At 34.5% G+C, this 24,645-nt stretch carries 22 protein-coding genes, 2 pseudogenes and 1 riboswitch; of the genes and pseudogenes, 13 read left to right on the forward strand and 11 right to left on the reverse strand.

Annotated features, from left to right (window positions below; translation table 11 throughout):
• Window positions 1-52: 52 nt before the first annotated feature.
• Window positions 53-1,159 carry an SLC13 family permease gene (locus FC46_RS07720; RefSeq protein ID WP_057799470.1) on the reverse strand — a complete coding sequence of 369 codons (1,107 nt, stop codon included), beginning with the start codon at window positions 1,157-1,159 and terminating at the stop codon, window positions 53-55.
• Window positions 1,160-1,362: 203 nt separating this feature from the next.
• Here FC46_RS07720 and FC46_RS07725 point away from each other — a divergent pair, with 203 nt between their 5' ends.
• The 3 genes from FC46_RS07725 (at window position 1,363) to FC46_RS10265 (ending at window position 3,706) form a co-directional block, all read left to right on the forward strand.
• Window positions 1,363-1,758, forward strand: coding sequence for an iron-sulfur cluster biosynthesis family protein (locus FC46_RS07725; RefSeq protein ID WP_057799471.1), 396 nt, complete (start codon window positions 1,363-1,365; stop codon window positions 1,756-1,758).
• A 93-nt stretch (window positions 1,759-1,851) separates the two neighbouring features.
• The gene (locus FC46_RS07730; protein WP_057799473.1) at window positions 1,852-3,495 is read left to right on the forward strand and encodes a glycerophosphodiester phosphodiesterase; all 1,644 of its coding nucleotides are present in this window, start codon (window positions 1,852-1,854) and stop codon (window positions 3,493-3,495) included.
• A 70-nt stretch (window positions 3,496-3,565) separates the two neighbouring features.
• On the forward strand, window positions 3,566-3,706 hold the full coding sequence (locus tag FC46_RS10265; RefSeq protein ID WP_155833163.1) for a hypothetical protein: 141 nt from the start codon (window positions 3,566-3,568) through the stop codon (window positions 3,704-3,706).
• A 58-nt stretch (window positions 3,707-3,764) separates the two neighbouring features.
• On the opposite strand, the gene FC46_RS07735 is transcribed toward FC46_RS10265, so the two are convergent.
• Window positions 3,765-4,997 (reverse strand): L-lactate MFS transporter, encoded by a 1,233-nt coding sequence (locus tag FC46_RS07735; protein ID WP_057799475.1) that lies wholly within the window; start codon window positions 4,995-4,997, stop codon window positions 3,765-3,767.
• A gap of 223 nt (window positions 4,998-5,220) precedes the next feature.
• Here FC46_RS07735 and FC46_RS07740 point away from each other — a divergent pair, with 223 nt between their 5' ends.
• On the forward strand, window positions 5,221-5,862 hold the full coding sequence (locus FC46_RS07740) for a YfbR-like 5'-deoxynucleotidase (protein WP_057799477.1): 642 nt from the start codon (window positions 5,221-5,223) through the stop codon (window positions 5,860-5,862).
• Between the two features lie 3 nt (window positions 5,863-5,865).
• Entirely contained in the window at window positions 5,866-6,786 is a 921-nt protein-coding gene (locus tag FC46_RS07745; protein ID WP_083478038.1) for an HNH endonuclease, read from the forward strand.
• A gap of 39 nt (window positions 6,787-6,825) precedes the next feature.
• On the opposite strand, the gene FC46_RS07750 is transcribed toward FC46_RS07745, so the two are convergent.
• From FC46_RS07750 to FC46_RS07780, 7 genes and pseudogenes are all read right to left on the reverse strand, one after another.
• Window positions 6,826-7,779 carry a DUF805 domain-containing protein gene (locus FC46_RS07750; RefSeq protein ID WP_057799481.1) on the reverse strand — a complete coding sequence of 318 codons (954 nt, stop codon included), beginning with the start codon at window positions 7,777-7,779 and terminating at the stop codon, window positions 6,826-6,828.
• A gap of 86 nt (window positions 7,780-7,865) precedes the next feature.
• A complete protein-coding gene (locus FC46_RS07755; RefSeq protein ID WP_057799483.1) occupies window positions 7,866-8,621 on the reverse strand; it encodes an amino acid ABC transporter ATP-binding protein in 756 nt (251 codons plus the stop codon).
• The gene (locus FC46_RS07760) at window positions 8,621-10,234 is read right to left on the reverse strand and encodes an ABC transporter permease subunit (RefSeq protein WP_057799485.1); all 1,614 of its coding nucleotides are present in this window, start codon (window positions 10,232-10,234) and stop codon (window positions 8,621-8,623) included. Before FC46_RS07760 ends, FC46_RS07755 begins: the two co-directional genes overlap by 1 nt.
• A 109-nt stretch (window positions 10,235-10,343) precedes the next feature.
• Window positions 10,344-10,518, reverse strand: a riboswitch (Lysine riboswitch).
• 48 nt (window positions 10,519-10,566) lie between these two features.
• Window positions 10,567-11,202: a DNA-3-methyladenine glycosylase gene (locus FC46_RS07765; protein WP_057799510.1), complete on the reverse strand. Its 636-nt coding sequence runs from the start codon at window positions 11,200-11,202 to the stop codon at window positions 10,567-10,569.
• Between the two features lie 4 nt (window positions 11,203-11,206).
• Window positions 11,207-11,986 carry a TerC family protein gene (locus FC46_RS07770; RefSeq protein ID WP_057799486.1) on the reverse strand — a complete coding sequence of 260 codons (780 nt, stop codon included), beginning with the start codon at window positions 11,984-11,986 and terminating at the stop codon, window positions 11,207-11,209.
• Window positions 11,973-12,489 (reverse strand): annotated as a pseudogene (locus tag FC46_RS07775) (methylated-DNA--[protein]-cysteine S-methyltransferase). Before FC46_RS07775 ends, FC46_RS07770 begins: the two are co-directional and overlap by 14 nt.
• Before the next feature lie 75 nt (window positions 12,490-12,564).
• Window positions 12,565-13,275, reverse strand: a complete 711-nt coding sequence (locus FC46_RS07780) for an NAD-dependent protein deacylase (protein ID WP_057799487.1) — start codon at window positions 13,273-13,275, stop codon at window positions 12,565-12,567.
• An 87-nt stretch (window positions 13,276-13,362) separates the two neighbouring features.
• Here FC46_RS07780 and FC46_RS07785 point away from each other — a divergent pair, with 87 nt between their 5' ends.
• Complete coding sequence (locus FC46_RS07785; protein WP_057799488.1) at window positions 13,363-13,848, forward strand: hypothetical protein; 486 nt, start codon at window positions 13,363-13,365, stop codon at window positions 13,846-13,848.
• 48 nt (window positions 13,849-13,896) lie between these two features.
• Here FC46_RS07785 and cls read toward each other — a convergent pair whose 3' ends face one another.
• Both cls and FC46_RS07795 read right to left on the reverse strand, forming a co-directional pair.
• A complete protein-coding gene (gene cls / locus FC46_RS07790) occupies window positions 13,897-15,357 on the reverse strand; it encodes a cardiolipin synthase (RefSeq protein ID WP_057799490.1) in 1,461 nt (486 codons plus the stop codon).
• A gap of 23 nt (window positions 15,358-15,380) precedes the next feature.
• Complete coding sequence (locus FC46_RS07795; RefSeq protein ID WP_057799492.1) at window positions 15,381-16,313, reverse strand: alpha/beta hydrolase; 933 nt, start codon at window positions 16,311-16,313, stop codon at window positions 15,381-15,383.
• A gap of 78 nt (window positions 16,314-16,391) precedes the next feature.
• Between FC46_RS07795 and FC46_RS07800 the strand changes: the two genes are divergently transcribed.
• The 7 genes and pseudogenes from FC46_RS07800 to FC46_RS07835 all read left to right on the forward strand — a co-directional run.
• Complete coding sequence (locus tag FC46_RS07800; protein WP_057799494.1) at window positions 16,392-17,120, forward strand: ribonuclease H family protein; 729 nt, start codon at window positions 16,392-16,394, stop codon at window positions 17,118-17,120.
• A gap of 239 nt (window positions 17,121-17,359) precedes the next feature.
• Complete coding sequence (locus FC46_RS07805) at window positions 17,360-17,602, forward strand: hypothetical protein (RefSeq protein WP_057799497.1); 243 nt, start codon at window positions 17,360-17,362, stop codon at window positions 17,600-17,602.
• 313 nt (window positions 17,603-17,915) lie between these two features.
• Entirely contained in the window at window positions 17,916-19,166 is a 1,251-nt protein-coding gene (locus FC46_RS07815; protein WP_057799502.1) for a class III lanthionine synthetase LanKC N-terminal domain-containing protein, read from the forward strand.
• Window positions 19,167-20,225, forward strand: a complete 1,059-nt coding sequence (locus FC46_RS07820) for an alpha/beta hydrolase family protein (protein WP_057799503.1) — start codon at window positions 19,167-19,169, stop codon at window positions 20,223-20,225.
• Complete coding sequence (locus FC46_RS07825; protein WP_057799506.1) at window positions 20,197-21,756, forward strand: ATP-binding cassette domain-containing protein; 1,560 nt, start codon at window positions 20,197-20,199, stop codon at window positions 21,754-21,756. Before FC46_RS07820 ends, FC46_RS07825 begins: the two co-directional genes overlap by 29 nt.
• Before the next feature lie 12 nt (window positions 21,757-21,768).
• On the forward strand, window positions 21,769-23,301 hold the full coding sequence (locus FC46_RS07830; protein WP_057799508.1) for an ATP-binding cassette domain-containing protein: 1,533 nt from the start codon (window positions 21,769-21,771) through the stop codon (window positions 23,299-23,301).
• A 334-nt stretch (window positions 23,302-23,635) separates the two neighbouring features.
• Window positions 23,636-24,427, forward strand: a pseudogene (locus tag FC46_RS07835) (cytochrome C5); the annotation flags it as partial.
• Window positions 24,428-24,645 lie beyond the last annotated feature (218 nt).

Raw genomic sequence — 24,645 nt, forward strand, 5'->3', positions numbered from 1 at the left:
AAAAGCCAGGAAACATGCGAAAAGAGCATGAATCTTAGCTTTCAAGTTTCAGTTAAAATCTGAAAATTAATAGTAGGTAGCCTACTCCGGTTAAGATAATTAAACCGATGAATTGCATAATGGTCCATTGTTTGAAGAACTTAGATTTAGAAACAGAAGCGTGTTGATTGAAAGTCTTCAAAACAAGCATGTTGGCCATTGATCCAATTGCGGAACCAAAGCCACCGATGTTGGAACCCAAGAATAATGCTTGAGCATAGTCAGTAAACTTACCAACAAGAATGGTTGAAGGAACGTTACTCATTACTTGACTGGAAATAATTGAAGTCAAATAAGTAGAATTCTCTGAGTGAACGAACATGTGAATTACGCCAACAATTGCTGGAATCTGTTGGATATCACTGATAAAAATGAAGAAACCAGTGAAAGTTAAAAGCAATGCGTAGTCAATCTTGAGCATGATGCGTGGATTGATCAATAAAGCTAAAGCAATTGCGACTAACATTGGCCAAATAATATTGACGATTCGGAATACACCGAAGAAGAAGAAAATGAAGACAACTGTTGTGATGATGGTTGGACGCCAGCTTATCTTAATACTTTCTACTTTTTGTTCAGGGATTTTTTCTGTGGGGATGAAGAAAAAGACAATGCCCATAATTACCAAACAAGCAAGTAGGTATGGAACTGACCATCTGAAGAATTCGGCTGGACCGACATCATAACGGCTAACTAAGAAGATGTTGTGTGGATTACCCCATGGAGTAAAGGCAGCTCCGACATTTGCGCCCATACCGATTAAAGTAACCGGTAAGATCTGTGGCAAATTGTACTTCTTAGCAATGTTCAAATATAGCGGTATTAAAGTTAAACAGGTAATATCATTTCCTAAAAACATACCAGCTACAACGGCAAGTAATGAGAACAAGATATTAAGCTTACGTGTGTCATCAGCAATACTTGTCATTTTGTAAGCTAAGACATCAAGTACGTGCAAGTACGCATAAATTTGAATAATCGTTAGCATCGCTGCAACCGAAAAGAGCGTATGCATGTTTATATCTGCAAGCCTCGGTCTAGCAAAAAAAAGACTAACTATTGTGATTAAAACAGTTATCTGTAAAATTCTATCTTTAGCAATATTCTTTAAGACGGTCATAAAAGGTCCCCCTCACGTGTTACAATCGTCTAAAAACCCTATTTATCATTTGGAGCCTTTTTATTAATGTTCGCAATATTAATTTGAGAAAAACTGAAAATTGGTTACATTTTTTAAGCAGTTTTTTTGTATATTGTTATTCGTGATGCTATACTTTAGTAAGTGAAACAAAAGATAAAATTTAAAAAGAAGGGGAATAAATTATGACGGTTTCAATAAATATTAAGCCAGAAGCTCTTGAAATTATTAAAAAGAAGATGGATCCAGACCATCAAGTAGTTTTACTTGCGTTAAACGATGGTTCAAATAATTATTCCAAGCAAGGCGGTACCTGCACAATTGGTGCTAATTTCCAATTTGTGATTTTGGAAAAAGAAGATCCAGCATATAATATTAAGATTGAAAACAACGCGGGCTTAAACCTGTCAACTTCTGAAGCTGAATTGGGCTTCTTAGAAGATGGACTAGTCGTTAATGCTAGAAATGCAAGTATGAGTTTGTCTGACAACAGCGGAATTATTGATGGCGCTGTTACTGTAGATCAATTCACTCCTTCTGATGTCACTAAGAGCGATCTTCTCAACGGAAAAACTTGCTAAAAACTATAAAAACAAAGAAATTTACAAGATCGGCAATTAAGTCGGTCTTTTTTTAGTTAGAATAGGAGTATCACTAAAAAAGGAAAGGTAATAATGAAGACACAAATACAAGATTTTAAGCAGAATATTTTTAGCTATCTAACGCTATTTTTAGGAATTGAACTTTTTAATTCATTATTACTATTGCCAACTTTTCGTTTTCTTATAGGAAAAATCTTCATTTTAGCAGAACTACCTTTTGATTCAATTAGGAACATCCAGATAATTATTTCAGAAAGACCGCTAGCTTTTTGCGGTTTTATCGCCTTGCTTTTGATTTTATTGTTAGTTTTGAATGTTGAGTTTATTTTCTTAATTAACTGTATTAAGGAAATTCATCAACAAGATTTTTCATTTAGAAAGATTTGGAATTTTAAATCATTTAATCTGAAAAATTTTTTGCTTTTTTTAGTTTATGGCTTGTTTGTCGCATTTTTCTTAAGTATTTTCTTTAGAACGCCGCTTCTAGTAAATTTGAAAATACCAGAATTTGTGATGGATTATATGAGTCGATCATGGTGGTTGCTGTTAATATTAGGAATCTACTTTTTTGCCAGTTTGTTTTGGGCGATACGTTGGCTTGAGCAGAGGGGCGTTTTAAAAATCGTTGGTAAAATCATCGCTATTACAGTTGGTGTAACTATCTTATTTGATGTGATCATCTATTTTTTACAAAAGGCATGCGCAATATTTCCTGGGAAATATTTAAAAATATTAGCAATTTTCAACCTAGATTTGATTCAGCTGTTTAATGAAATAGCGGCGATATTCTTATTAGCAGAAGTGATTAATTTGCTAGTAAATACAGGTCAACGACTGAAAAATACTAAAAAGGAATATTTCTTTGTGATAATTTGTCTTTTAGCATTTATTTCACTAACAACTGCAAGTAACATTTCATATTTCAATTCCAACATCTCTGGACTAGTACTGATCTCACATCGCGGAGTAGATCAGGGAAATGGTGTGCAAAATACCATTTCAGCTCTAAATAAAACGGCAAAAAAGAGGCCTGATTATGTTGAGATTGATGTCCATGAAACTAAAGACGGTAATTTTGTTGTGATGCATGACGAAGATTTGAGAAAGTTAGCTGGATGCAGTGAAAAACCACATGACTTAACATTGAAGCAATTAACGAAGATAACGGTTAGTGAAAATGGAAAGAAAGATAAGATTGCTAGTTTTGACCAATATCTCTTAGCTGCTAAAAAACTTCATCAAAAATTATTAATCGAAATCAAAACAACGCCTAAGGATTCACGGCTATTCTTGACTAGATTTAATAAAAAATATTCCCGTGTCATTTTGGAAAATAATTATCTTGTGCAATCTCTTGATTTTCATGTTGTTGAACAGCTGTACAAAATCAATCCACGTCTTAAAGTTTTCTATATTCAACCATATAATTTTGCTCAACCTGATACATTACCTGCAGGATTTGCAATGGAATATTCAACACTTAATGCAAGGTTCATCCGTGTAGCTCATCGCCATCACCAACAAGTCTATGTCTGGACAACTAATAGTAAAACAGTAATGAAAAAGATGCTTTATGAACATGTCGATGGAATTATTACGGATAATTTGTCACAAGCAAAACGTGTTGTGAAAGAATATCAAAGGCAGTATTCATATGTAAAGCAATTGAAAAATTATCTCTTAATTGAACCAGCTCAACTTGATTTTTTGGTATAGACTTGATCTATCAGCTGTTGCATGGTAAACTAAACTAGATTTTCGAAAATCTGAAAGGAAGTATAGTACTATGCGTAAAGGTGAAAATTACAACACTGGTTGTGAACCAAACCAAAGACCTAAGAACAAGAGAAATGCAAAGAAGCGTGTTGCTCACGTAGCAGCAGTTGTTGCTTTCTTGAACAAGGCCGCAGAAGACGAAAACAAGTAATCTTTTGTTAATAAAGACCAAAAGCTAGGATACATTCCTAGCTTTTTTATTTTTCTCTTTAATTTTTAACTGGATCTTGTATTCCAGCAAATGCGCGCTGAAGTGCTAATGAAACCAAAAAGGCTAAAATATCAATTACGATAAAGACAATTAAAGTTACATAGTAATTATGCAAAATTTGGTGTGTGTATGATAGTAAAACTGGGCCTACCATACCAGCTGCAGCCCAGGCTGTTAAGATATAGCCGTGAATTGCACCCAATTCGCGAGTTCCAAAGACATCGCCTAAATATGCCGGAATTACTGAGAAGCCAGCACCGTAACAAGAAAGCAGCAAGCATAATGCTAAGGCGAAGATAATAGGCGTCTTGCACAGAACCAAAATGATCAACATCACGATATCGAGAATGAAGATCGCACTATAAGTTTTAGGTCTACCTAAATAATCTGATAGAGTTGCCCAGGCTAAACAGCCAAAACCGTTGAATAAGCCTAAAATTCCGACCATTAATGCGGCAACACTAACGCTCATATTAGTCATTGATTGGGCCATTGGTGAAGCTGCTGATACCAGGCCAATTCCAGTAGTAATGTTGATAAAGAACATTAACCATAATGCCCAGAAAATTGGAGTTTTAACGGCTTCATTAGCAGTCATATTTTGCCCGGTAAGGCTGAAATGACTTGCTTTTTTAACAACGGCCTTTGGCAATTCGTTTGCGCGCGGTTTTTTAATGAACTGAGCGGCAATGAGCATGACGATAAAATAAAAGATCCCTAAAATATAAAAGGTATTGGATACACCGAAATTTGCCATCAAATTTTGAGCAACAGGACCAGTTAGTAATGCGGCAAAGCCAAAGCCCATGATGGCTAAACCTGTAGCTAGGCCTCGTTTATCAGGGAACCAACGAATGATTGTGGATACCGGGGTTACATAGCCAGCACCGAGACCAAGACCACCGATTACACCATAAGCCAAATAAAGTAGCCAGAGTTGTTGATTTTCAATCGCAATTCCTGTCAAAAAGACACCTAAACCGTAACAAATACTGGAAATAGTTCCAGTTACTGTGGGGCCGAACTTTTCTACTAAGCGGCCCATAAAAGCCGCAGACATTCCCAAAAAGAAAATAGCTAAACTAAAAGCAAACGAAACGGAGGTCTCTGCCCAACCAGTCTGTTTTACAATTGGAGCGGTAAAAACGCTCCATGCATAAACGCCACCAATCATTAAATGCAACATAATGCCTGCAAAGGCAATAATGTATCTATTTCTGGTTTTTATCATAGGTCCTCTTTCTAAAATACGAACAAATATAGCTGAATATGAATATTAAGTTAGCATCTAAAAGATACAACAAGATTAAATAGTTAGTCAAGCCATTTATATTATCGTGAAAGCGAACTATAATATTAAATGTTAGATATGAGATTAGTTGCATCTTACTTTGATTTTTGGTAACATAGTAAAAATTTTTAAACAAATTTATATAATACGAGGAGGAGTAAATATGGGATTAAATGCTTACATTCAAGGGTTTAACAGTTTAGAATCAATCGATCGTGCACCAGGTTACTTCAAATACCACCACCACTCAGTTGCTGATCACTGCTTCAGAACCGCTGAGCTTGCTCAAATGATGGGAGACATTGAAGAAGTGAAAGGTAAGCAAAAGATCAATTGGAAAGCTCTTTATGAAAAGAGTTTGAACCACGATTACACCGAGCGCTTCATTGGTGATATTAAGACTCCTGTTAAATATGCAACACCACAATTACGCAAAATGATTGGTGATGTTGAAGAAACGATGACTAGCAAGTTTATTAAGGATGAAATTCCTAAGGAATTTCAAGCAATTTATACCAAGCGCTTAGCAGAAGCCAAAGATGATACTTTAGAAGGTAAAATTTTATCAATTTGTGATAAGCTTGATCTGCTTTATGAAGCATATGGTGAAATCGAATTGGGGAATCCTAACCCTGTTTATATGCAGATGTTCAAGGAAAGTTTGGAAACAATCAAGAAGTTCGATGATCTTGTTTGTGTTCAATATTTTATTAAGCACATTTTGCCAGACCTATTTAAGGGTGATTTTGCCGGAAAAGATAAGATGCAAAGAATCGCTTTTAGCATTTTGCTAATGGGGGAATAAAAGGTGAAATTTCAATGTAGTTCATGTGGTTTAAGGATGGACTCACTACATTTTAAGCAGCAAGGCTTGATTAATCCGAAGCTGACCAGTATTTGTGATATTTGCCTTCAAAGAGGCGAAGACGCGGAGCAATTTGCCAATAATACTGTTCAGACTTTCGCGACGACTTTGCTGTATTCCTTTGTAGGAAAAGATGGTGATGATAAACAAGATCCATCTTTTTTCGTTAAGAAAAAACAATCACGTAAGTTCTATGAAGGGTTCTTGCAGGATTATGATGGTAATAGTCTAGCTCAACAGCAACTGGATCGAAAGGAATTTAATCAAGCAATTATAAAAAGCGAAACAGGCGTGGTTGATTTTGTTCCTAATCCTGGCTTGGACTTCAATACAAATTTGCAAAAATTAGGGCTGCAAGTTGATTTTCAATTAAATGAAGTTGATTATATCGATCGAGAGCGTATTAGAGCGAAGTACAAATATCGCTGTCAGTATTGCGGCAGAAGCGGACGTAGTGTAGATCACAAGGATCCAGTTTCTTTATCACACAATAATGACTTCGATAATTTGATTCTGTCATGCAGTGAATGCAACCGGATCAAGTCAAATATGCCGTTTAAATTGTTTACTGAATTAAATGATCAGATTCCAGAGATCAATAAGCAACTAGTGAAGTATGAGAATACGCTGAGGAGCTTACAGGAAGAGTTCGAGCAGAGGAGAAGGAAAATTGCGGCAACAATGCACTTGAAGGGTGTTGTGCAAGATCCGGAATTAAATGCGATGCGTAAGCAAAATAAAAAACTGCAAGATGCGATTGACAGCTTGCAGAGTGATTATGATTCTTTAAGAAAAGTTCGTGAAAATCATTTTGTTAATGGTTGGAAAGTTGCGGAACTTGAAAAGGAAGAAGATATTATTTAAAAAATGGGAGACATGAATTTCATGTTTCCCATTTTTAAGTTACTTATTAATTTGATCTTTATGCTTGAATAAATAGTCATCCCAATCGTTATCGTTGTTAACTGATGGGTGGAATAAGAGGAAATCAAGCAAGAGAAACCCGATGTATGGAACAATGCAGATCCAGAACCATGCACCGTTGAAGTTGGCATCGTGCAGACGTCTTACTAAGTGACCTAGTTGAGCAATCAAAGTCCAGATTAACCCAATTGTTGAAGCTACAATGGTTATTCCCAAAAGAATAACCATACCTGTATCAATTGAGATGTATGGTGACTTGATTACAAGCAGAGCAACACTAAGTCCGATAAATAAAGCAAAGCAGCAAGTTGCAATTACACTAACGGCAGATCCAATCCAAAATGAAGTTCTGGTTGAGCGAGCTTTCCAGTTAAAGCAATCGAAGTAGTGCTCTTTAATAATTTGACCAACTGTTGGCACTGGAGTGAGATCTATCGGCTCAGTATCTTCATTGTAAGCTTGTAAATAGTAGGCAGAACCCTTTTGATTTGGATCAATGAATAAGTAGCCACCCCACTTAACAGGACGCTGTACAGAAGGCTGTAGAGCTAAATAGAATAAGAAGTAACCACCTGCAGTGAAGAGACTAGCCCAATACCAGTAACCACTGTAGTTAAGGTCATGCAGCCGGCGAATAGTTTGACCTAAGCTAGCTAAAACGCCCCAAATAGCAATGATGGCAATAACGATCAAATCGATCCACTTTAAACCAGTGTTAATATCACTATCTAAAGCAATTGGCAAAATACTTCCACAAATAAAAAATAAAATGATATTTATTAAAGTACTAATCCAAAATGATCTTCTAGTTGTTCTCGCATTCCAAGTGAAGGGATGCATGTAAGTTTCATTCAATATATCATTAAATGATTCCTTAGGTGGTAAATCATTTGGATTATCATAAGGTTTAATAAAATAATAATCTGAATTCATAATTTTCATCCTCCATTCCAAGATAATAATTCAATTCTATCAAAAAAGCGCCAAAAGTAACTAGCTTTTGACGCTTTTGATAGAATTTAAAATTCATTGTTTCTAAAGTTGCTTAAGAACTTTTGTGTCTTTTGATTTTGTGGGTGATCGAAGATTTCTTCAGGTGAACCTTGTTCAGTAATTACACCGTCGCTGATGAAGAGAACACGGTCTGAAATGCTCTTGGCAAAGCCCATTTCGTGGGTAACAATAACCATAGTTAAACCTGTTGTTGCAAGCTTTTGCATAACTTCGAGTACTTCACCAACCATTTCTGGGTCAAGGGCACTAGTAGGTTCGTCGAATAACAATACTTCTGGGTTCATTGAGATCGCACGGGCAATCGCAACACGTTGTTGTTGACCACCGGACAATTGTTGTGGCTTAGCCTTGATGAAAGGAGCCATACCAACCTTTTCTAAGTTTTCCATAGCAATCTTACGTGCTTCATCCTTAGAACGCTTCAAGACCAATTCTTGGCCGATCATGCAGTTCTCTAAGACGTTCTTATTTTCGAATAAGTCGAATTGTTGAAAAACCATGCCGACCTTTGATCTAAAGGTGTTACGGTTGTAGCCAGGATTTAAAATATTTTCTCCGTGGAAATCAATCTCGCCACCAGTAGGCTCTTCAAGTAAGTTAATGCAGCGAAGAGTAGTAGACTTACCACCACCAGAAGGACCGATGATAGTTACGATTTCACCTTTATTAATATCAACAGAAATATCTTTTAAGACTTGGTGATCACCGTAAGCCTTTTGCATGTGCTTTAAAGAAATAATAGTTTCATTTGATTCAGTCATTAATTATTTGCCTCCGTATCCTTTGGAGTACCAACTTGGATTTGGTTAGCCATCAAGTTGTAGTTCTTGTTACCTTCAAGTCTTCTTTCAATTAAGTTGAAGATTCTTGTAATAGTAAAGGTCAAAATTAAGTAGATTGCTGAAATCATCAAGTATGTTGGGAAGAATTGGAATGATTGACTCGCAATTGTTGTACCAACAAAGAATAATTCTGAAACTGAGATAATACTCAATACTGAAGTATCCTTGATGTTAACGATGAATTCGTTAGTGATAGATGGTAAACAATTCTTGATAGCTTGAGGTAAAATGATGTGCCACATTCTTTGATTATGAGTCATACCAAGTGCGCTAGCAGCTTCAAATTGTCCTTCTGGAGTAGAAATAATACCACCACGGATAACTTCCGCAAGGTAGGCACCGGTGTTAATTGAAACGATAATTAAAGCAGCAACTGTTCTGTTCAAGTTTAAGTGCCAGAATTGAGCAATACCGTAGTAAATTACGGCTGCTTGAACCATCATTGGAGTACCACGGAATACTTCAACGTAAACTGATAAGAGCCACTTTACAAAGTTAAGTGCCCATCTCTTACCGCGGGTAGTTGGGGTAGGGATAGTACGAACAATACCTACTAATAAACCAATGAAGAAACCAACAATTGTACCGACTAAAGCAATCAGCAAAGTCATACCAACACCTGACATGATCATGCCGCCATATTGCTTCCAAGTAGTAACTAACCAATTTTCTTTTTTAGTTTCGTTACCTGCCTTAGGTTGCTCTTTAATAGCTTGAGACATTAATTGGTTACGCTTTTTGGTAGAAATAGTTCTTAAAGTAGCGTTAACTTCGTTTAGAAGTTTAGTGTTACCCTTCTTAACACCAATACTAGTTACAGAATCATCATGATCAACCTTGAAACCTGCCATCTTGTTCAAGTTTACTGCAATGATATTAGGGTTAACGTTGTGGTAGCTTTCGAATTCAATATCTTCAGCTACGTAACCATCGATAGTACCTGATGCCAGACTTTGTCGCATAGCAGCAAAATCACGCATAGCAGGTTCTCTATGTACGCCCTTTAATTGTTTAATTAAATCGTAGTGTAAAGTACCTTGTTGAGCAGTTAACTTAGCCCCTTTGAAATCTGACAAAGTTTTAGCATTTGAATACTTGCTTGCTTTATTAGTAATTACAACAAAAGTGCTTTTACGGTAAGGTTCTGAAAAGTTGATAGCTTTACGTCTTTCTGCAGTAGGACTCATGCCGGCAATAATTAAGTCAATCTTGCCTGAAGTTAAAGCTGGAAGAAGACCGTCCCATTGAGTCTTTTCAACAACAACTTTTTTGTGCAGTTTTTTACCAATAATCTTAGCGATTTGAACATCATAACCATTAGCATATGAGTTTGAGCCGTCGATTGGCACTGCACCATTAGCCTTAGTAGGTTGAGTCCAGTTATATGGTGGGTAGTTAGCTTCCATCCCAACTTTCAAAGTGCCAGAGTCGCTTTTAGCAGCTTGAGTTTCATGACTGTTAAAAGTGAACCCGATAAATAAGGTGAGAATCACTGTTAAGAAAGCAGCGATCCAACGAAATCTTGACTTCAATGAAAAAACCTCCAAATTTTTTTACTAAAGCCAATACAATAAAAAGCGTAAATAAAAACCTCGCTTATTCTTGCAGCGAGGTTCATTAATAATCATCAGTATTAAAACCAAATCTTATAGCGCTCCCTGGGGATTATCCAGGACAGTCTGCAGCATATTCTACTGCAGCCCAACAAAACTAATTCACGAAAACCGTTTCGTTTCGGCGCTGACTCTAAAAATTATGATCATTGAATTCGTGTTCTTACATAATTCTTGTAGTCATCGCGACCTCTATTGCATTGGAAAAATTATTTAACTGCTGAAAAGATTAAACGATTTTTAATTTGTTGTCAAGTCCAACCGTTATTATTTGCGTAATTGTGTTTTTTCATACCTGAAACATATGGATTGCCTGAAACAATGTAGCGTAATTTTTTCTCAGCCCAATATGGATCAGATTGATTAATACCAATACGAGGTGTAGCAATTATTTCCCGGGGAATTTTTCGTTTATTATCATCTAGATCTATGCTAAAAGGCGACTCTTCTAAGGGATGCAGATCCCAATTACGACTATGAATACCGAAGGCTTGCATCATTTTGCCAGGACCATTAGTAAGTAAAACGCCATCTTTGCCGCTGCGATTTTTAATCATTTGCTCAATTCCCCAAACTGGTTCAATTGCGCGAATCAACACTCCTTGTGGTTCGTTTTCTTCTTGGCAAGCTACATCAAAGAAGAAATACTGACGCTGAGAATAGATATAGATTGTTCCGCCCGGCCGATATAAGCCTTCATTAGCTGGAGAGCGGCGGCCGCCATAAGAGTGGGCTGCTCGATCTTTTCTTCCCATATATGCTTCAGCTTCAACGATGTAACCACCGAGAACTTGATTATTTTGATTGGTAAAAGTTAACGGCCTACCAATCAAGTCGCGGGTGATTTGATCAGTAGGCCGATTAGTAAAGTATTCTGAATAATTCATATCTTTAAAGGTGTTTTCTACCATGTTTTTTAATCCGACAAAAGTGGAAAATAATCGTTAAAATTAAAATACCAAAAACAATTATTGCAAATGCAGTATTTGGCATTTCCCATCTAAGAGGCGGCAAAGCAAGTAGTAATTTTAAGGCGATAATTCCAATTAAAACATATGCCATTGGCTGCAACTCCGGAATAATATCCATTAACTTGATAATGATTTCTGCTACACCTCTCATGCAGAGAATACCGATCATACCACCGATTAGCACAACTACAGGATTATCTGAAATGGCTAATGCTGCCAAAACAGAGTCAATTGAAAAGACGATATCCATTGATTCAATCGAGATAACTGTTCGCCAGAATAGTGATAGGACATGCTTTCCTTCTTTTTTAGTAGGGTGGTTACTTTTGCGCTCAGCTTTTTCACGTTCAGCTTCTTTTTCTGGATGGCGCTGGTCATAAAAGAATTTGAATGATAGGTAGAACAAGTAAATGCTACCAGCTAATTTAATTTCCCAGAAGTTAATTAAATATGTTCCGATTCCGATAACGATGAATCTAAACAGGTATGCTCCCCACAGACCGTATAATAATGACTTTTCTTTTTCTGCTTTAGTAGGTAAAACCTGAGTTTGTGCGGCTAAAACAACAGCATTATCAACTGATAATAAACATTCCATCAAAATTAAAGTTAAAATGATCATCCAATCTTTACCACTAGATAGAACGTGTGCCCAATTATTTAAGTCAAAAAAAGGAGCGTACATTTTAAGAATGCTCATGAATGAAACTCTTTTCTAAATTTAGCAATCTTGCTTTTTCTTTAGATCCCATCCGATACCCACCAATTCTCCCAGTTGAGAGGACTACACGATGACAGGGGATAAAAAGTAAAACAGGATTTAATGCAATTGCGTGTGCGACCGCTCTAACACTTCTTGCACCACTCAGTGAAGAGGCGATATCACCGTAGTTAACGACCATACCATAAGGAACATTATTGACAGCCTCAAGCACTTGACGTTGAAATGGCGTCCCAAATTCTGAAATATCAATTGGAAGATCGAATTTGCGGCGCTTACCAGAAAAATATTCTTTTAGTTCGGTTACATAGTCCTTTAGACGTTCCGGATCGTGTACAAGCATCTTATTAGGATAGTAACTGAAAATTGGGGGCGGTTTCGTCACCTTTCAAACCCACATAGGCAAGGCCTTTGTTCGTTACGGCTAATAAGTATGTCCATGGTTCGATTGTTACGTAGTCATAATAAAAAACGCCTGCCAAAAATATCACCACCTGGTTGTTTAGGGTTGGAATCTACCTCAAAATAATTTATTTAAGAATAGCAAGATTAACGAGCTATTTCAAATTTATTTTTAAAAAAACATTACGAGCATCATCAATAATTGAATTGATTCCGGATGCTGCTATTTCTGTCTTGTTAACCGACCATACTTTTGCGTTTGGTTTGCGATAAGCAAGCAATTGGGCAAAAGGATAGACAACGAAACTGGTACCGACGATAATGACTAAATCTGACTTTTCCATTGCGGCAACTGATTTTTCCAGAGTTGCAGGGTTAATGGCTTCACCATATAAGACAATGCCTGGTCGAATAATTCCGCCGCAATCTTTGTGAAGATAGCCTTGAGCGTAGTCATCATAAGTTAGATGTTTATGGCATTTAGTACAATAAATGTTGTATAAATTACCGTGAAATTCAATGACGTGTTTATTACCAGCTCTAGTATCTAGTGTATCAATGTTTTGGGTAATCAACGTTCCTTTTTTGTTAGATATTTCTGCGATTTTTTTATGAATCAAATTCGGCTTTGCATCAGGAAAATACATATTGTTCATGACAAAATTATAGAAAAATTGTGGTCGATTAAACAAAGTATCATCACTTAAGATAGTTTCCGGGCTTTCAGCTACTCCGTTGTAAATACCACCTTTAGAGCGATAATCGGGAATTCCAGAGTGAGTTGAAACGCCAGCTCCTGTTAAAAAAGCAATATGCTTAGCGTTATTGATGTCTTCTTGTAAAGCTTTAATTTTATCTGTGTCCATTTTGCTTCTTCTTTCTAAAGGGATCATAAATTAATTATATTCCTATTATTTGTTATAATAGCGGTATATGTTTGCGAGGTGGGTAAAATGCAGGGGATGTCTAGTTTTTATTTAGTTGTTAATGTATTATTGGCAATTTATGCTTGCTATAGCTGGTATTGGCAAGCAAGACTTGAATTAAGAGGAAAGTTTCGCATTTCAGTATTGATTTGGACACTGTTGATTATCTGGCTCGGCTTTAGTTGGAATTACATTGAAAAAGGCGATCCAGGAATTAATGTTTTCTTAGCTTTACTATTATTTGTCAGTATCATTGATGGTTGCACCGGCTTTGCACCTAAGAGAGCAGTTGTTTCAGGATATTTCAAGCGAACTGTTGCTTATTCAGATATTAGTAAGGTGTTCTTGATCAACATTCCTACGCCTAAGAAGCCATCAGTTATCTGTTTATTAGGTACAAAAAATGGGCGTCAATACAACTTACAATTCCAAGGACAAATGACGGACGTGATTAATACAATCAAAAAATATATTGATCATGATATTGAAATCGAAATAAAAGATACATTTTAAAAAAGTGGAACAGCGCTGAAACTGTTCCACTTTTTGTTTCGAAAAGATTTATAGAATTGGTGAGAGCATTCTTGAAAAGCTCTGCAATGTTCTAAGCCAACGTCCCTGCTTTTTGATCATTTCTTTGGTCAATAAGGTTGAATTTGCCATATCACGTTCAAAAGACTCCGCCATTTCTTGGTTAAACTTAGTATCGTAAAAGATAACGTTATCTTCGAAGTTTAAATTATAAGAACGAAAATCTTGATTCATTGACCCAACTGTTGAATAAAGGTTATCAATAACTGTTGTCTTGGCATGAAGGAAACCGTTATTGTAGATATAAATTTTTACACCTAGTCGGGTTAGTTCATTTGCGTACCATTGAGTTGCTCGGTAAATAAATGGATGATCTGGCTTAGATGGGATCATAATTCTAACATCAACCCCAGAAGCGGCAATTGTTTGCCAAGCCGCAAACATAGCGTCATCAGGAATTAAATATGGAGTTTGGATCCACAATCTCTTTCGCGCTAGTAGCATAAGGCGCATCATACCGTTACGCATATATGCCTCATCACGGTCAGGCCCGTCAGAAATTACTTGTGCAGCTATATTGTTGCTGGCTGTAATTTTGTTTTCATCTAAATCTGGAAAGAGCAGGTCATTATAAGTGATGATTTCGGTATTCTTATGAATTGAAGCGTTCCAATCCATAACAAAGCGTTCTTGAAGTAGTAAAGATGCTGAACCGATAATTCGCACTTGACTATCGCGCCAGTAGCCAAACTTCTTCTTTTTGCCTAAATATTGATCACCAATATTGAAGCCGCCCGTCCAAGAAATAATGCCGTCAATTACGACAATCTTGCGGTGCAAGTGGTAATTAATCCGGTATCTAGTAATCGCGTTACGAGAAGTAATAAACTGCAATACTTCGCCACCAGCATCACGCAATTGATCAAACCATGATTTGGTAGCTCCCATTGAGCCCCAAGCATCATAGAGAACACGAACTTGGACGCCGCTTTTAGCTTTTTTGATTAATAAATCAAGGATTTGATTACCGATTTCATCATTATAGAAAGTGTAAAACTCAACATTAATAGTTTGTTTGGCATGTTTAATATCTTTGATCATGGCCGCAAACATTTTTTCACCATCATCATAGAGCTTTACATTATTATTCTTGGTTAAAGGGGAATCGTGATCTTTATTAAAGAATTTAATCGCGATTTTAGCCTTATTTGAACTATCAGTTTTGCTGGCTTTTTTAGGGGCTGCCGTAATTGTTTTTTGAACATTTTTTAAGCCAATGTGGTGCTGCTTATTAATTGCAAAAATGTTCTCTTGTGAGATTCCACGTCCAAAAAAGGCATAAATTGTTAGTCCAATGACCGGTAAAATAAGTAAGATGATGAGCCAGGCCCAGGTGGTAGAAACAGATCTACGCCTATGAAAGACGATATAGAAAGCTAAGAAAGTATTAGTGATAATAATAATTCGCAAAAAATCGTGCAATAAAAGCAAAGTGTCCTCCAAAATAGGTTTAGTTAGTTTTTAATGCCAATAAATTTGTCGACAATCTCGATTACGAAAGGATTATCATGCATCCAGCTATGTTCAGCGTATTTTTCACCGCGGATTTCAACTTCTTGATATAAATGAGCTGCGGGTGCCAAAATATAGCGAATGCTTTTAGCAGAAACTACTGAAATGAACTTGTCAGTGTTAGTATCGTCTAAGACATTGCCGTAAATATTAAGTACTGAAATATTAGAGTTAAATTTTTTCCGGTTAAATAATAAATATAGATAGTGCGGATTCATAACGGTGGGGCGGCCCTTATCATTGAGAACATTAACGTTAGGGATATCTCCTAGATAAGTCACGCCATCGAAGGGTCCGGCAATGAAAGCACATTTGTTTAAATGTGGGAATTTTTTTTGACGAGCATGCTTCATTTCGGTGCGAATAATGCAAGGACAAGCTAGCGAATGACCTACTGCGGTATAGGTTTTAAAGTTGTAACGTTTGGATAAAAAAGGTAAAACAAAACTTAAATAATAATCAATTGCATAGATCCCAGCTATTCGTTGTCGAAACGCAACTTGAACAATCGGCTGCTTGTCGTTAGTCCAGGCGCCTTCTAGTTTGAAATTTCCAAGTAAATCAACCGTTACTTTTAAGAACTTATCGTTATTCTTATCAGCAAGAGCTTGCTTGATCATAACTCGGGTTGTATAATCACCGCCGCGAAAGCCATGAAAATAAATAATTGGTATTTGTTCAAAATCACCGCTTTTTTCTTCGATAATTGAGTGATCTTCAATATGTTTTTTGTGCATACGCAAGAATGGACGGGTGGGTGCAAAACTAGCTAAGAGGCCTAATGAAATCATGTTAAACATGCTAGGTTCTTCTGAAAGATCATTTTTATGATTTTTTTCTGCTTCTTCTGCATATTTTCGTGTATTAAAGAACATGTCACACCGCCTTAAAAATTCTGATAGGATTAATATATATTCTATCATTGAACAAGATTAATATCAGGAGATACAAATATGAAGTTTTACGCAGTTAAAAAAGGTCGTACCCCTGGAATTTACCGCACATGGGAAGAATGTAAGAAGCAAGTTGACGGCTTTTCTGGTGCAGAATATAAATCTTTCACCAAAATTACGGATGCAACTGATTATCTGGGGTGGAATGAGCCAGCCGAAAACAATGAATTGATCAAAAAAGATCAAGATACTTTGCAGCATGCAATCGAGAAGATTAAGAAACAAAGTAAAAAGAAGAGTGAAAGTCATAATTATTACGGCAAAATCTATACTGATGGTGGTAGCCGCAACACCGGTGTTCATGCTGGTGGTCATGTCAATAAGACAGATAAAGCAGCTTGGGCTTACCGGATTGAATGGGAGGGTCAAGAAGTTCACGGCTCAGGTGGTGAATACGGTGCAACTAACAACAAGATGGAATTGACCGCGTTAATTAATGCTTTCAAAAAGGTAATTGAACTTGGAATCAATGACAAAAAATTAAAATTCGTGTTAGATTCACGATATGTCTTAGATGGTATTAACAAGGGTTGGATTAAGAGTTGGAAAAAACGCGGCTGGAAGAAGGCTAATGGCCCATTAATTAACAAAGAAGAATGGCAAGAAATTGACCGTCTGCTGCCTAACTTTCCAGATTCTGTATTTAAGTGGACTAAGGGGCATGCTAAGAATAAAGGAAATGAATTCGTTGATCATTTGTTAAACCAATATATGGACGAAAAAATGTAGAGAAAAGTGTCTGGGAAAAAAGTCGATTTTTAGTTAGTTTTCGACTTTGACTCAAAATAAAAATCCTAGTAAATCAAGGTTTATTACTACCAAGATTTAGTAGAATTTTTTAGATTCTGAGTTTTTTCCCAGACACTTTTGTTTTTTGTATAAAAAATAACCAAAACATTAAAAAAATATTGTAATAAATAAAATGTAGTATTAAAATTAATTAAACCGAAATGAAAGAAGGAAACAAAATGTCGAAAGAATTAGAAAAATTGGTAAGTGATTTACAGGGAAATGTAAATGTTGTTTCACGTTTTTATACTAATATGGATGAAGTTGCAAAGGAATATGGCATTTCTAAAAAAGAACTTAGCATCTTGAAAGCACGTGATATTGATGGCTTGGTAAAGTTAGGTCTTCAAAAACAAGAAGCTGTAGGTGCCTTATCAAATGCGCACAGTAGTACTTGTGGCCCAAGGACAACACGCATTTAATGTTACGGAAAGATGTAATTCATAGAAAAGTTGCACACAGTATTAAAAAAACACTTTATCATTTTGTTAAGAGAGCCCGGAATAGCAACACTATTAATAGCCCAGAAGTGATGAAGTGTTTTTATGATTTTATCGTCAAATCTTATGAAATTAATTATTTGAATAGATATAGTGTGTCAATGCTAGCAAAGAAGCTAAGGCGCAATGGTTTTAATGATGAGCAAATACAAGAATTAATAACAGTTTATATGCATGGAATGTTTGTTTTAGCCACTTTTTACAAAGCAGACATACTAGACGGAGAATTTTTTATATGAATTATGATGAAATGATAAAAAATTATGGGCTAAAGAAAGATAAAAATAGTATTTGGGCATATCCAGTTAACCAAGATGAATATAATTATAATTCAAATGACTTTGGTATAAAGATTCATATATCGGCTTCTATCATAAACTATAAATATATTCTAAAAAAATTTATAAAATGGAATAGTTACAATATTGGATATAAAGTTGTTAATTCTTTTGATAATTTATGTAAGTTAAATTCAGGTCGATATGGCTACTCTCAAACAGGTAAATTCATAACAATCTATCCAAAAAATAATTCGAAATATTTATTAAAAATTTTAGAAGAGTTGTATAAAATTTTTGCGGAATTTCAAAGTCCTAGAATTCCATCAGATTATCCATTTTTAGATAGTAAAGTTGTGTATGTAAGATATGGAGAAATTCATGGTAATTCTACGAATTCTCTTGATAAAAGGGATGGAAGCATACCTGAAATTGCTAAAAAAATTTTACCAACATTGGCAATGAAAAGTTATAAGAAATTCCCTGATAATCTAATTGTATTAAGTATATTAAGAAAAAATGCAAAAGGTGGAGTATACAAAGCGCTGGACTTAAAGTTAAAACAAATAGTTATCTTGAAAGAAGCTATGTCTAGAAATACAGTACTTTTTGATGGTACTAGCTCAGTGCTTAATTTATTTCGAGAAGGACAACTTTTAAAAAAATTTAAATTTGATCTAAGTCCCAAATTTATTGATATATTTTGGATTGGTGAAAATTTATTCTTAGAAGAAGAGTATATTAAGGGTCCAACATTAGAAAATTTAATAGAACAACAATCAATTAAGGAAAATGATAAAAATAATATAATGCTTGCACTGCTTGATGCAATAAATAAGTTTCATAGTGAAACTAAGATGATAATTAATGATATTTCGCCAGCTAACATTATCATAACGAATAATAACATTAAACTTATAGACTTTGAATTTAGTGTTGAGAATAGGTCTAATATACCATTAATATATGGAACATCGGGATTTCATGATGATGAGTATAATTTTAATGACTATACAGTAGATCATTATGGAATCTGTATGTGCTATTTTTACATATTGAATCCTGAAAAATATACTAAAAATCTTAAGATCAATAAAGATATGATTTCAAGATATGAAGATAATTATATTTGGTTTAAAAATTCTATAGATCATAAATATGAGAATGATATTGATTGGATAAGAGGGTTCAAAAGGGAATTTCTTTAAATGATAGATAAGTATTCAATGATTTACGATTTTTCAGTATATCATAATAAGTTAAAAGTAGGTTTCTTTGATAATACGAGCACAAATTTAACAATAAATTGGCTTCAACCGAAAAAAGTACAGATAAAAATTTATCAGGGATGCTATTGTTCAAAGATAATAATTGATAAAAAAATTATTGATAAGTTTTTTCAAAATAAATTCTTTATATTTAAAGCCTATGAGGTAGATGCAGGGGTTTTAGCTTTAGTGTCAACTATCAAATACATTAGGGCAATGATATTCATAAGAAATAAAAATGAAATCTATAAATTATCTGATCATGGATGGGAAAAAATAGATATCAACGAGTCTGTCTATGAAGAATCAAAAACATATTATTTTAAAAATAGGCTAAATATATATCAAACTACTTCTAAAAATAAGAAAATAATTTTCTTTTTACATGGAGGCCCACGTGATTATATAAATTATGGAGTGAATGAATTTTCTTCTTATTTTTTGAAAAATAATTATGATGTACTAACAATTAATTATCCAGTCAATTGGAAAAATAAAGTCAAAAAAATAGGTGGAATAACAGATATTGATTATATTAATAAATTAATTGATCAATTTTGCAAAAATAGCGCAAAAATATATGAAGAAGTATTAGTTTTTGGGGAAAGTTATGGTGGCTATCTTGCAAGTATAGTTACTTCTAGTTATGTAGATAAAGTGGTTATGTTGGGAGGTTTTGTGAGCATAGATTATCAGAAGCTCGCTTCTTCTGAGAGAAACTTGGTATGTAATTATATCAATGAAAGTGCGCTTGATTTTAAAATAAAAAAGTTAGATATCAATAAACAATATTATTTCTTTTTTGGAAAAAATGATTATAGAGTTCCATTAGGACAAGTTGCTTTAATACCTAATGAAGATAATATTCATATAAAGATACTTGAAATGGGGCATTACTTATCAAATTATGCTGAATTTTCAATGTTTTATAAGGAACTTGATATCAGCTTAAATAAATGGGAGGAAAAATATGACGATAAAACAGGTGCTGAGAAGTAGTTATCGTTCACTGTTGATTATCTCGTTAATAATTGCGTATGGAATAGCATACAACTTACCCCAATACTTTTACATCTTTGCCATTAACGAATTATCAAGAGGTAATCTTTCGCAATTTATTGGTTGGCAATTTGTCCAATTCTTGATCGGAATTTTGAGCGGAGGACTATTAGCTCTTAATTCCGTTATCTATGAAAAATATATTCAAACTTATCTCCAAAAAATCAGAAATAAATTGATCACTAATTATTATCGGTCTTCAAAAAATGACCTAAGCGCTGTTGAAAATAATTTAGTGAATAACTTAAACATGATAAAAGAAAATGGTGCTGATAATATTTTTAAATTGTTGAATCAAGTATCAATCTTTCTCTTTTCATTTCTGATTATTACGACGATCAATTTCCAATTTACTCTTATAGTCATTCTGCTTGCTATTTGTACAGCTTTTGTGCCAAAGATTATGGATTCAAAGTTGAACTTGGCTGCTCAGCGTGTGTCTACTGCTAATCAAAAATTTCTTGAAGCTATTAATTCCTGGATTAGCGGGTTACATGAGTTAACTAATTTCAATGCTTTTAATGTTTTAAGTGGAAAAATCGGCGAATCCAGTACAACTTTAGAGCAAGCTAATGTTAAAAGGCAAAAGGTCCTAAATTTTTCTTTGTTTCTAAATGGGCTAATTAGTGCACTTTCACAGATTATTGTTATGGCAGTTGGAGGATATTTATTCTTTGCTAGAGATATATCTTTAGGTACTTGGGTAGCTGCTAATGACTTTGCTTTTGCAATTTTTTCTTCATTATTAATGATTATCAATTTAAGTAATCAAATTAGTTCAGTGCGAGAAGTTAAAAATAAAGTTAATAAACAATTACTAGAAGATAGTACCAAGCAAGAGCAAGAAGATGAAAAAGGTGCAGGAGTTCCTACAAGTTTTAGCCTGAAGAATTTAAGTTATAGTTATGATGACAACACAATTCAATATCCTAATCTTAAAATTGCTCAAGGAGAAAAGGTATTGCTGGTTGGGCCAAGCGGCGCTGGTAAAACAACTTTATTTAAATTGTTACTTGGTGAGTTAATTCCTAAGACTGGTGAGGTTACTTTCTTTGATAAAGAAAATAAAAAGGTGAAACCAAATTATCAGAGAATTGCGTATATTCCTCAAAAGCCAGTTCTTTTTCCAGATACTATCGCTAATAACATTACGATGTTTAATAGTGAACTTGATGCCAAAGTTGATATGGCAATGGATGAAGTGGCACTAGATTTAGACAAAAATTCATTCTTAAAAGATGCCGGAAGCAACATTTCAGGTGGTCAAAAGCAGAGAATTGTTTTAGCTCGTAGTGAAATTCATGATTCTGAAATTGTTTTATTAGATGAGGCAACCTCTGCTATTGATCAGGCAACTTTACCGATGCTTTTAAAGCAATTGATAGAAAATAATAAAGCGTTAATCATGATTGAACACAATCTAAGTGCTGATCTAAGAAAATATTTCGACAGAATAATCGAACTAAAGTGAAAGGAGTAACCAATGACAATTAATGCATTATTTAAGGTTAACCAACCTCGCTTTGTTGCTATTATTTTGGCCTACTTAGTATCTTCATTAACACTTGTTCTGAATTCATATGTTCTGATGTATGTAGTTAATTACTTAAAAAATAGAGATTTAGCTAAGTGGACTCAGTTCATGCTACTAGAATTGTTGATTTCTGTAGGAAGTTATCTTTTTCCTCGGTTAGCTACATATTTAGTTCAACAACAAACACAAGATTACAACCATAGTGTTCGTCAAGGCATTGTTCGGAGTTATTACACTCATAATAAGCATGTAAAAGTTCCAGAAGCGCAGAATCATTTGATCAATGATTTGAGCTTGGTTAATGATAATTACTTAAGCAATTTTTTCTTTGTGATTAGTGACGTATTTACGATTGCACTTGCTGCAATTACTTTATTGATGATCCATTGGGTGCTTTTGCTAGTTACTCTTATCATTGTGGCCGTTTCGATATATTTACCAAAATTTCTCAATAAAAGATTGATCAATGCAACAAACCGGGTTTCAACGAGTAACCAAAAGTATTTAGAAACTCTCCATAACTGGCTTGGCGGCATTGATGAATTGAGGCATTATTTAGCAGGAAGTAAATTGTTCAAAGTTACTAGATATGAACAAAACAAGCTAAGTGATGCTTATGTTAACTATGCGAAAAAGCAGCAATTAATTAATTTGCTAAATGAATTTTCATCAAACTTATTTTCATTGATTCTTTTTGTAGTAGCAGGAATTTTAATCAAAAATAATTTGATTATTTTCGGAACTATTGTCGCGATTGGAAATTATCATTATTACATTAGCGGAGCAATCGAAGATATTAACTTCAGCTTGCAAGGGATGAAGAGTGTGGAAGAACTTAATCTCAAACTAAAAGAAGAAACAAGCTACATACCGATCAAAGATGAAAAGAAAAAATCTGGAGCAATTGGTATAGAACTGAATGGTCTTTCGTACAATTACCCAGATAATCATATTGATTTTCCCAATTTAGAAATTAAACCTGGCGAAAAAGTTCTACTGACTGGCTCAAATGGAAGAGGCAAGTCGACTTTGCTAGATATTATTTCTGGTGAAAAATCTGATTATGATGGTAAGCTTAGTTTTAAGAATCAAACTAGAGCAATTGAAGATTTTGATAAATTACAGATCAATTATATGAAACAAGAATCGACGATTTTTCCTGGAAATGCCGTAGATAATATTACGATGTTTGATACTGCGTATCAGAAAGACGCTGTTAAGGTGATTTCTGAACTAAATCTTAATTTGAATAAAAGTGGCGAAAAGTTTTCTGGAGGACAGAAACAGATTATTTCAATTTTGCGTAACGTAGTTAATCCAAGCAATATCTTGTTAATAGATGAAGGGTTAAGTGGTGTAGATGATGCTAACAAAGAAAGAATCCTAAAGTATCTAAGCAATCTACCACAAACTGTCGTTTTAGTAGAACATAATTTAAATAAAGATTTAAAGCGATATTTTACTCGAGAGATTACTGTTTAGTTAATATCCCAAATGAAGTGTATTAGTTATTTACGAAAATAATTAATACGCTTTTTCTTTTTAAGAAGTTGGAAAATATTTTGAGGATACAAATCAAATTGCAAGATCTATGCTATGATATTGTTTCTAGAAGGGAGCAAGGATTATGGCACGTGAATCCAGACAGGAATATCGAAGAAGAAAGCAAAAACAGCAACAATTAAATGCAACAAAAGCAAAAAATGATTTTTCAAAATCTTGACGTGAGAACTACCAAAAATTTACTCAAAAACGTGAGTCGCTAAAAACTGATAGTAGAAATATTGCTAATTCAGCACGGACAGATTATCGCACACATCAATTAAACTTTTGGTCAATCTTCTCTGATAGGCCTTATGTTTCTGTCTTTTTGATTGTTCTGGCAATATTTTTTGCCTTGATTGAATTCTGGTGGGGACTGGTCATTCTTTTTGTTCTCGTGATTATCGGAATTTATATCATTGGTCACAGTCACCATCCAAATCAAGTATTGAGTCTTGAATTTAGGCTGAAAGCGTCAAGAAAATTAAGTATGCTCAAAGCAATTCAGCTAGGAACTGCCATGATTATGTTTTTAGCAACTTATATGAGAAGAGTTGTGAGTGTTAATTTTTCAGCAGCTGGATCAACAGATAGTTTGCATATTGTTGAAGGAATTCTCTCTAATCAAGGTGGCAGTTATGGTCAACAAGGTGCATATTTTTTGAACTTGTTTAATACGATATCCGGTGGATCATTATGTGGATCTTATCGTTATGCAACAAATACCGCTCAAATGATGGATTCTTCAGCTGGACGAGCTATTATTATGTGGATTCTACTCTTAATGATTGCACCGGCATTCTGTGTGGTTGCACAATTTTTTAAAGATCTATATTCACGTAATGCAACATTAGTAGGATCGATCATCTCTACAATTAGCTTATGTTTAACCCCAACTTTGATGAGAAGATGGGTGATTGAATATGGGATGCAGAATAATGTGAGTCAACAAGCAGCTGCAAAAGCAATTTCAGTTGGTTCAATGGCTTATGTAGCAATTATTTGTTCATTTGTTTTGCTCTTCATATCGCTATATCGTTTTATTAAAAAAGATAATTTTGAATAAAGCACAAAAAACAGGTTTGGAAAGGTTCCAAACCTGTTTTTGATAGGATGTTCTCATAATTGATATTTAATAAAAATATATTAAAGGTTAAATTTAGTAGTTAATATCAGAAATGGAAACTGTCAAATATTATGTGTAAATAGATCTTTTTTTGGTGATTGATTTTTCTACGTAAAGTCAAGCTCCGTCTAGGATTAGACCTGATATTTTTAGATAAT

Origin of the sequence: Lactobacillus kalixensis DSM 16043, from assembly GCF_001434335.1 — a bacterium.
GTDB lineage: Bacteria > Bacillota > Bacilli > Lactobacillales > Lactobacillaceae > Lactobacillus > Lactobacillus kalixensis.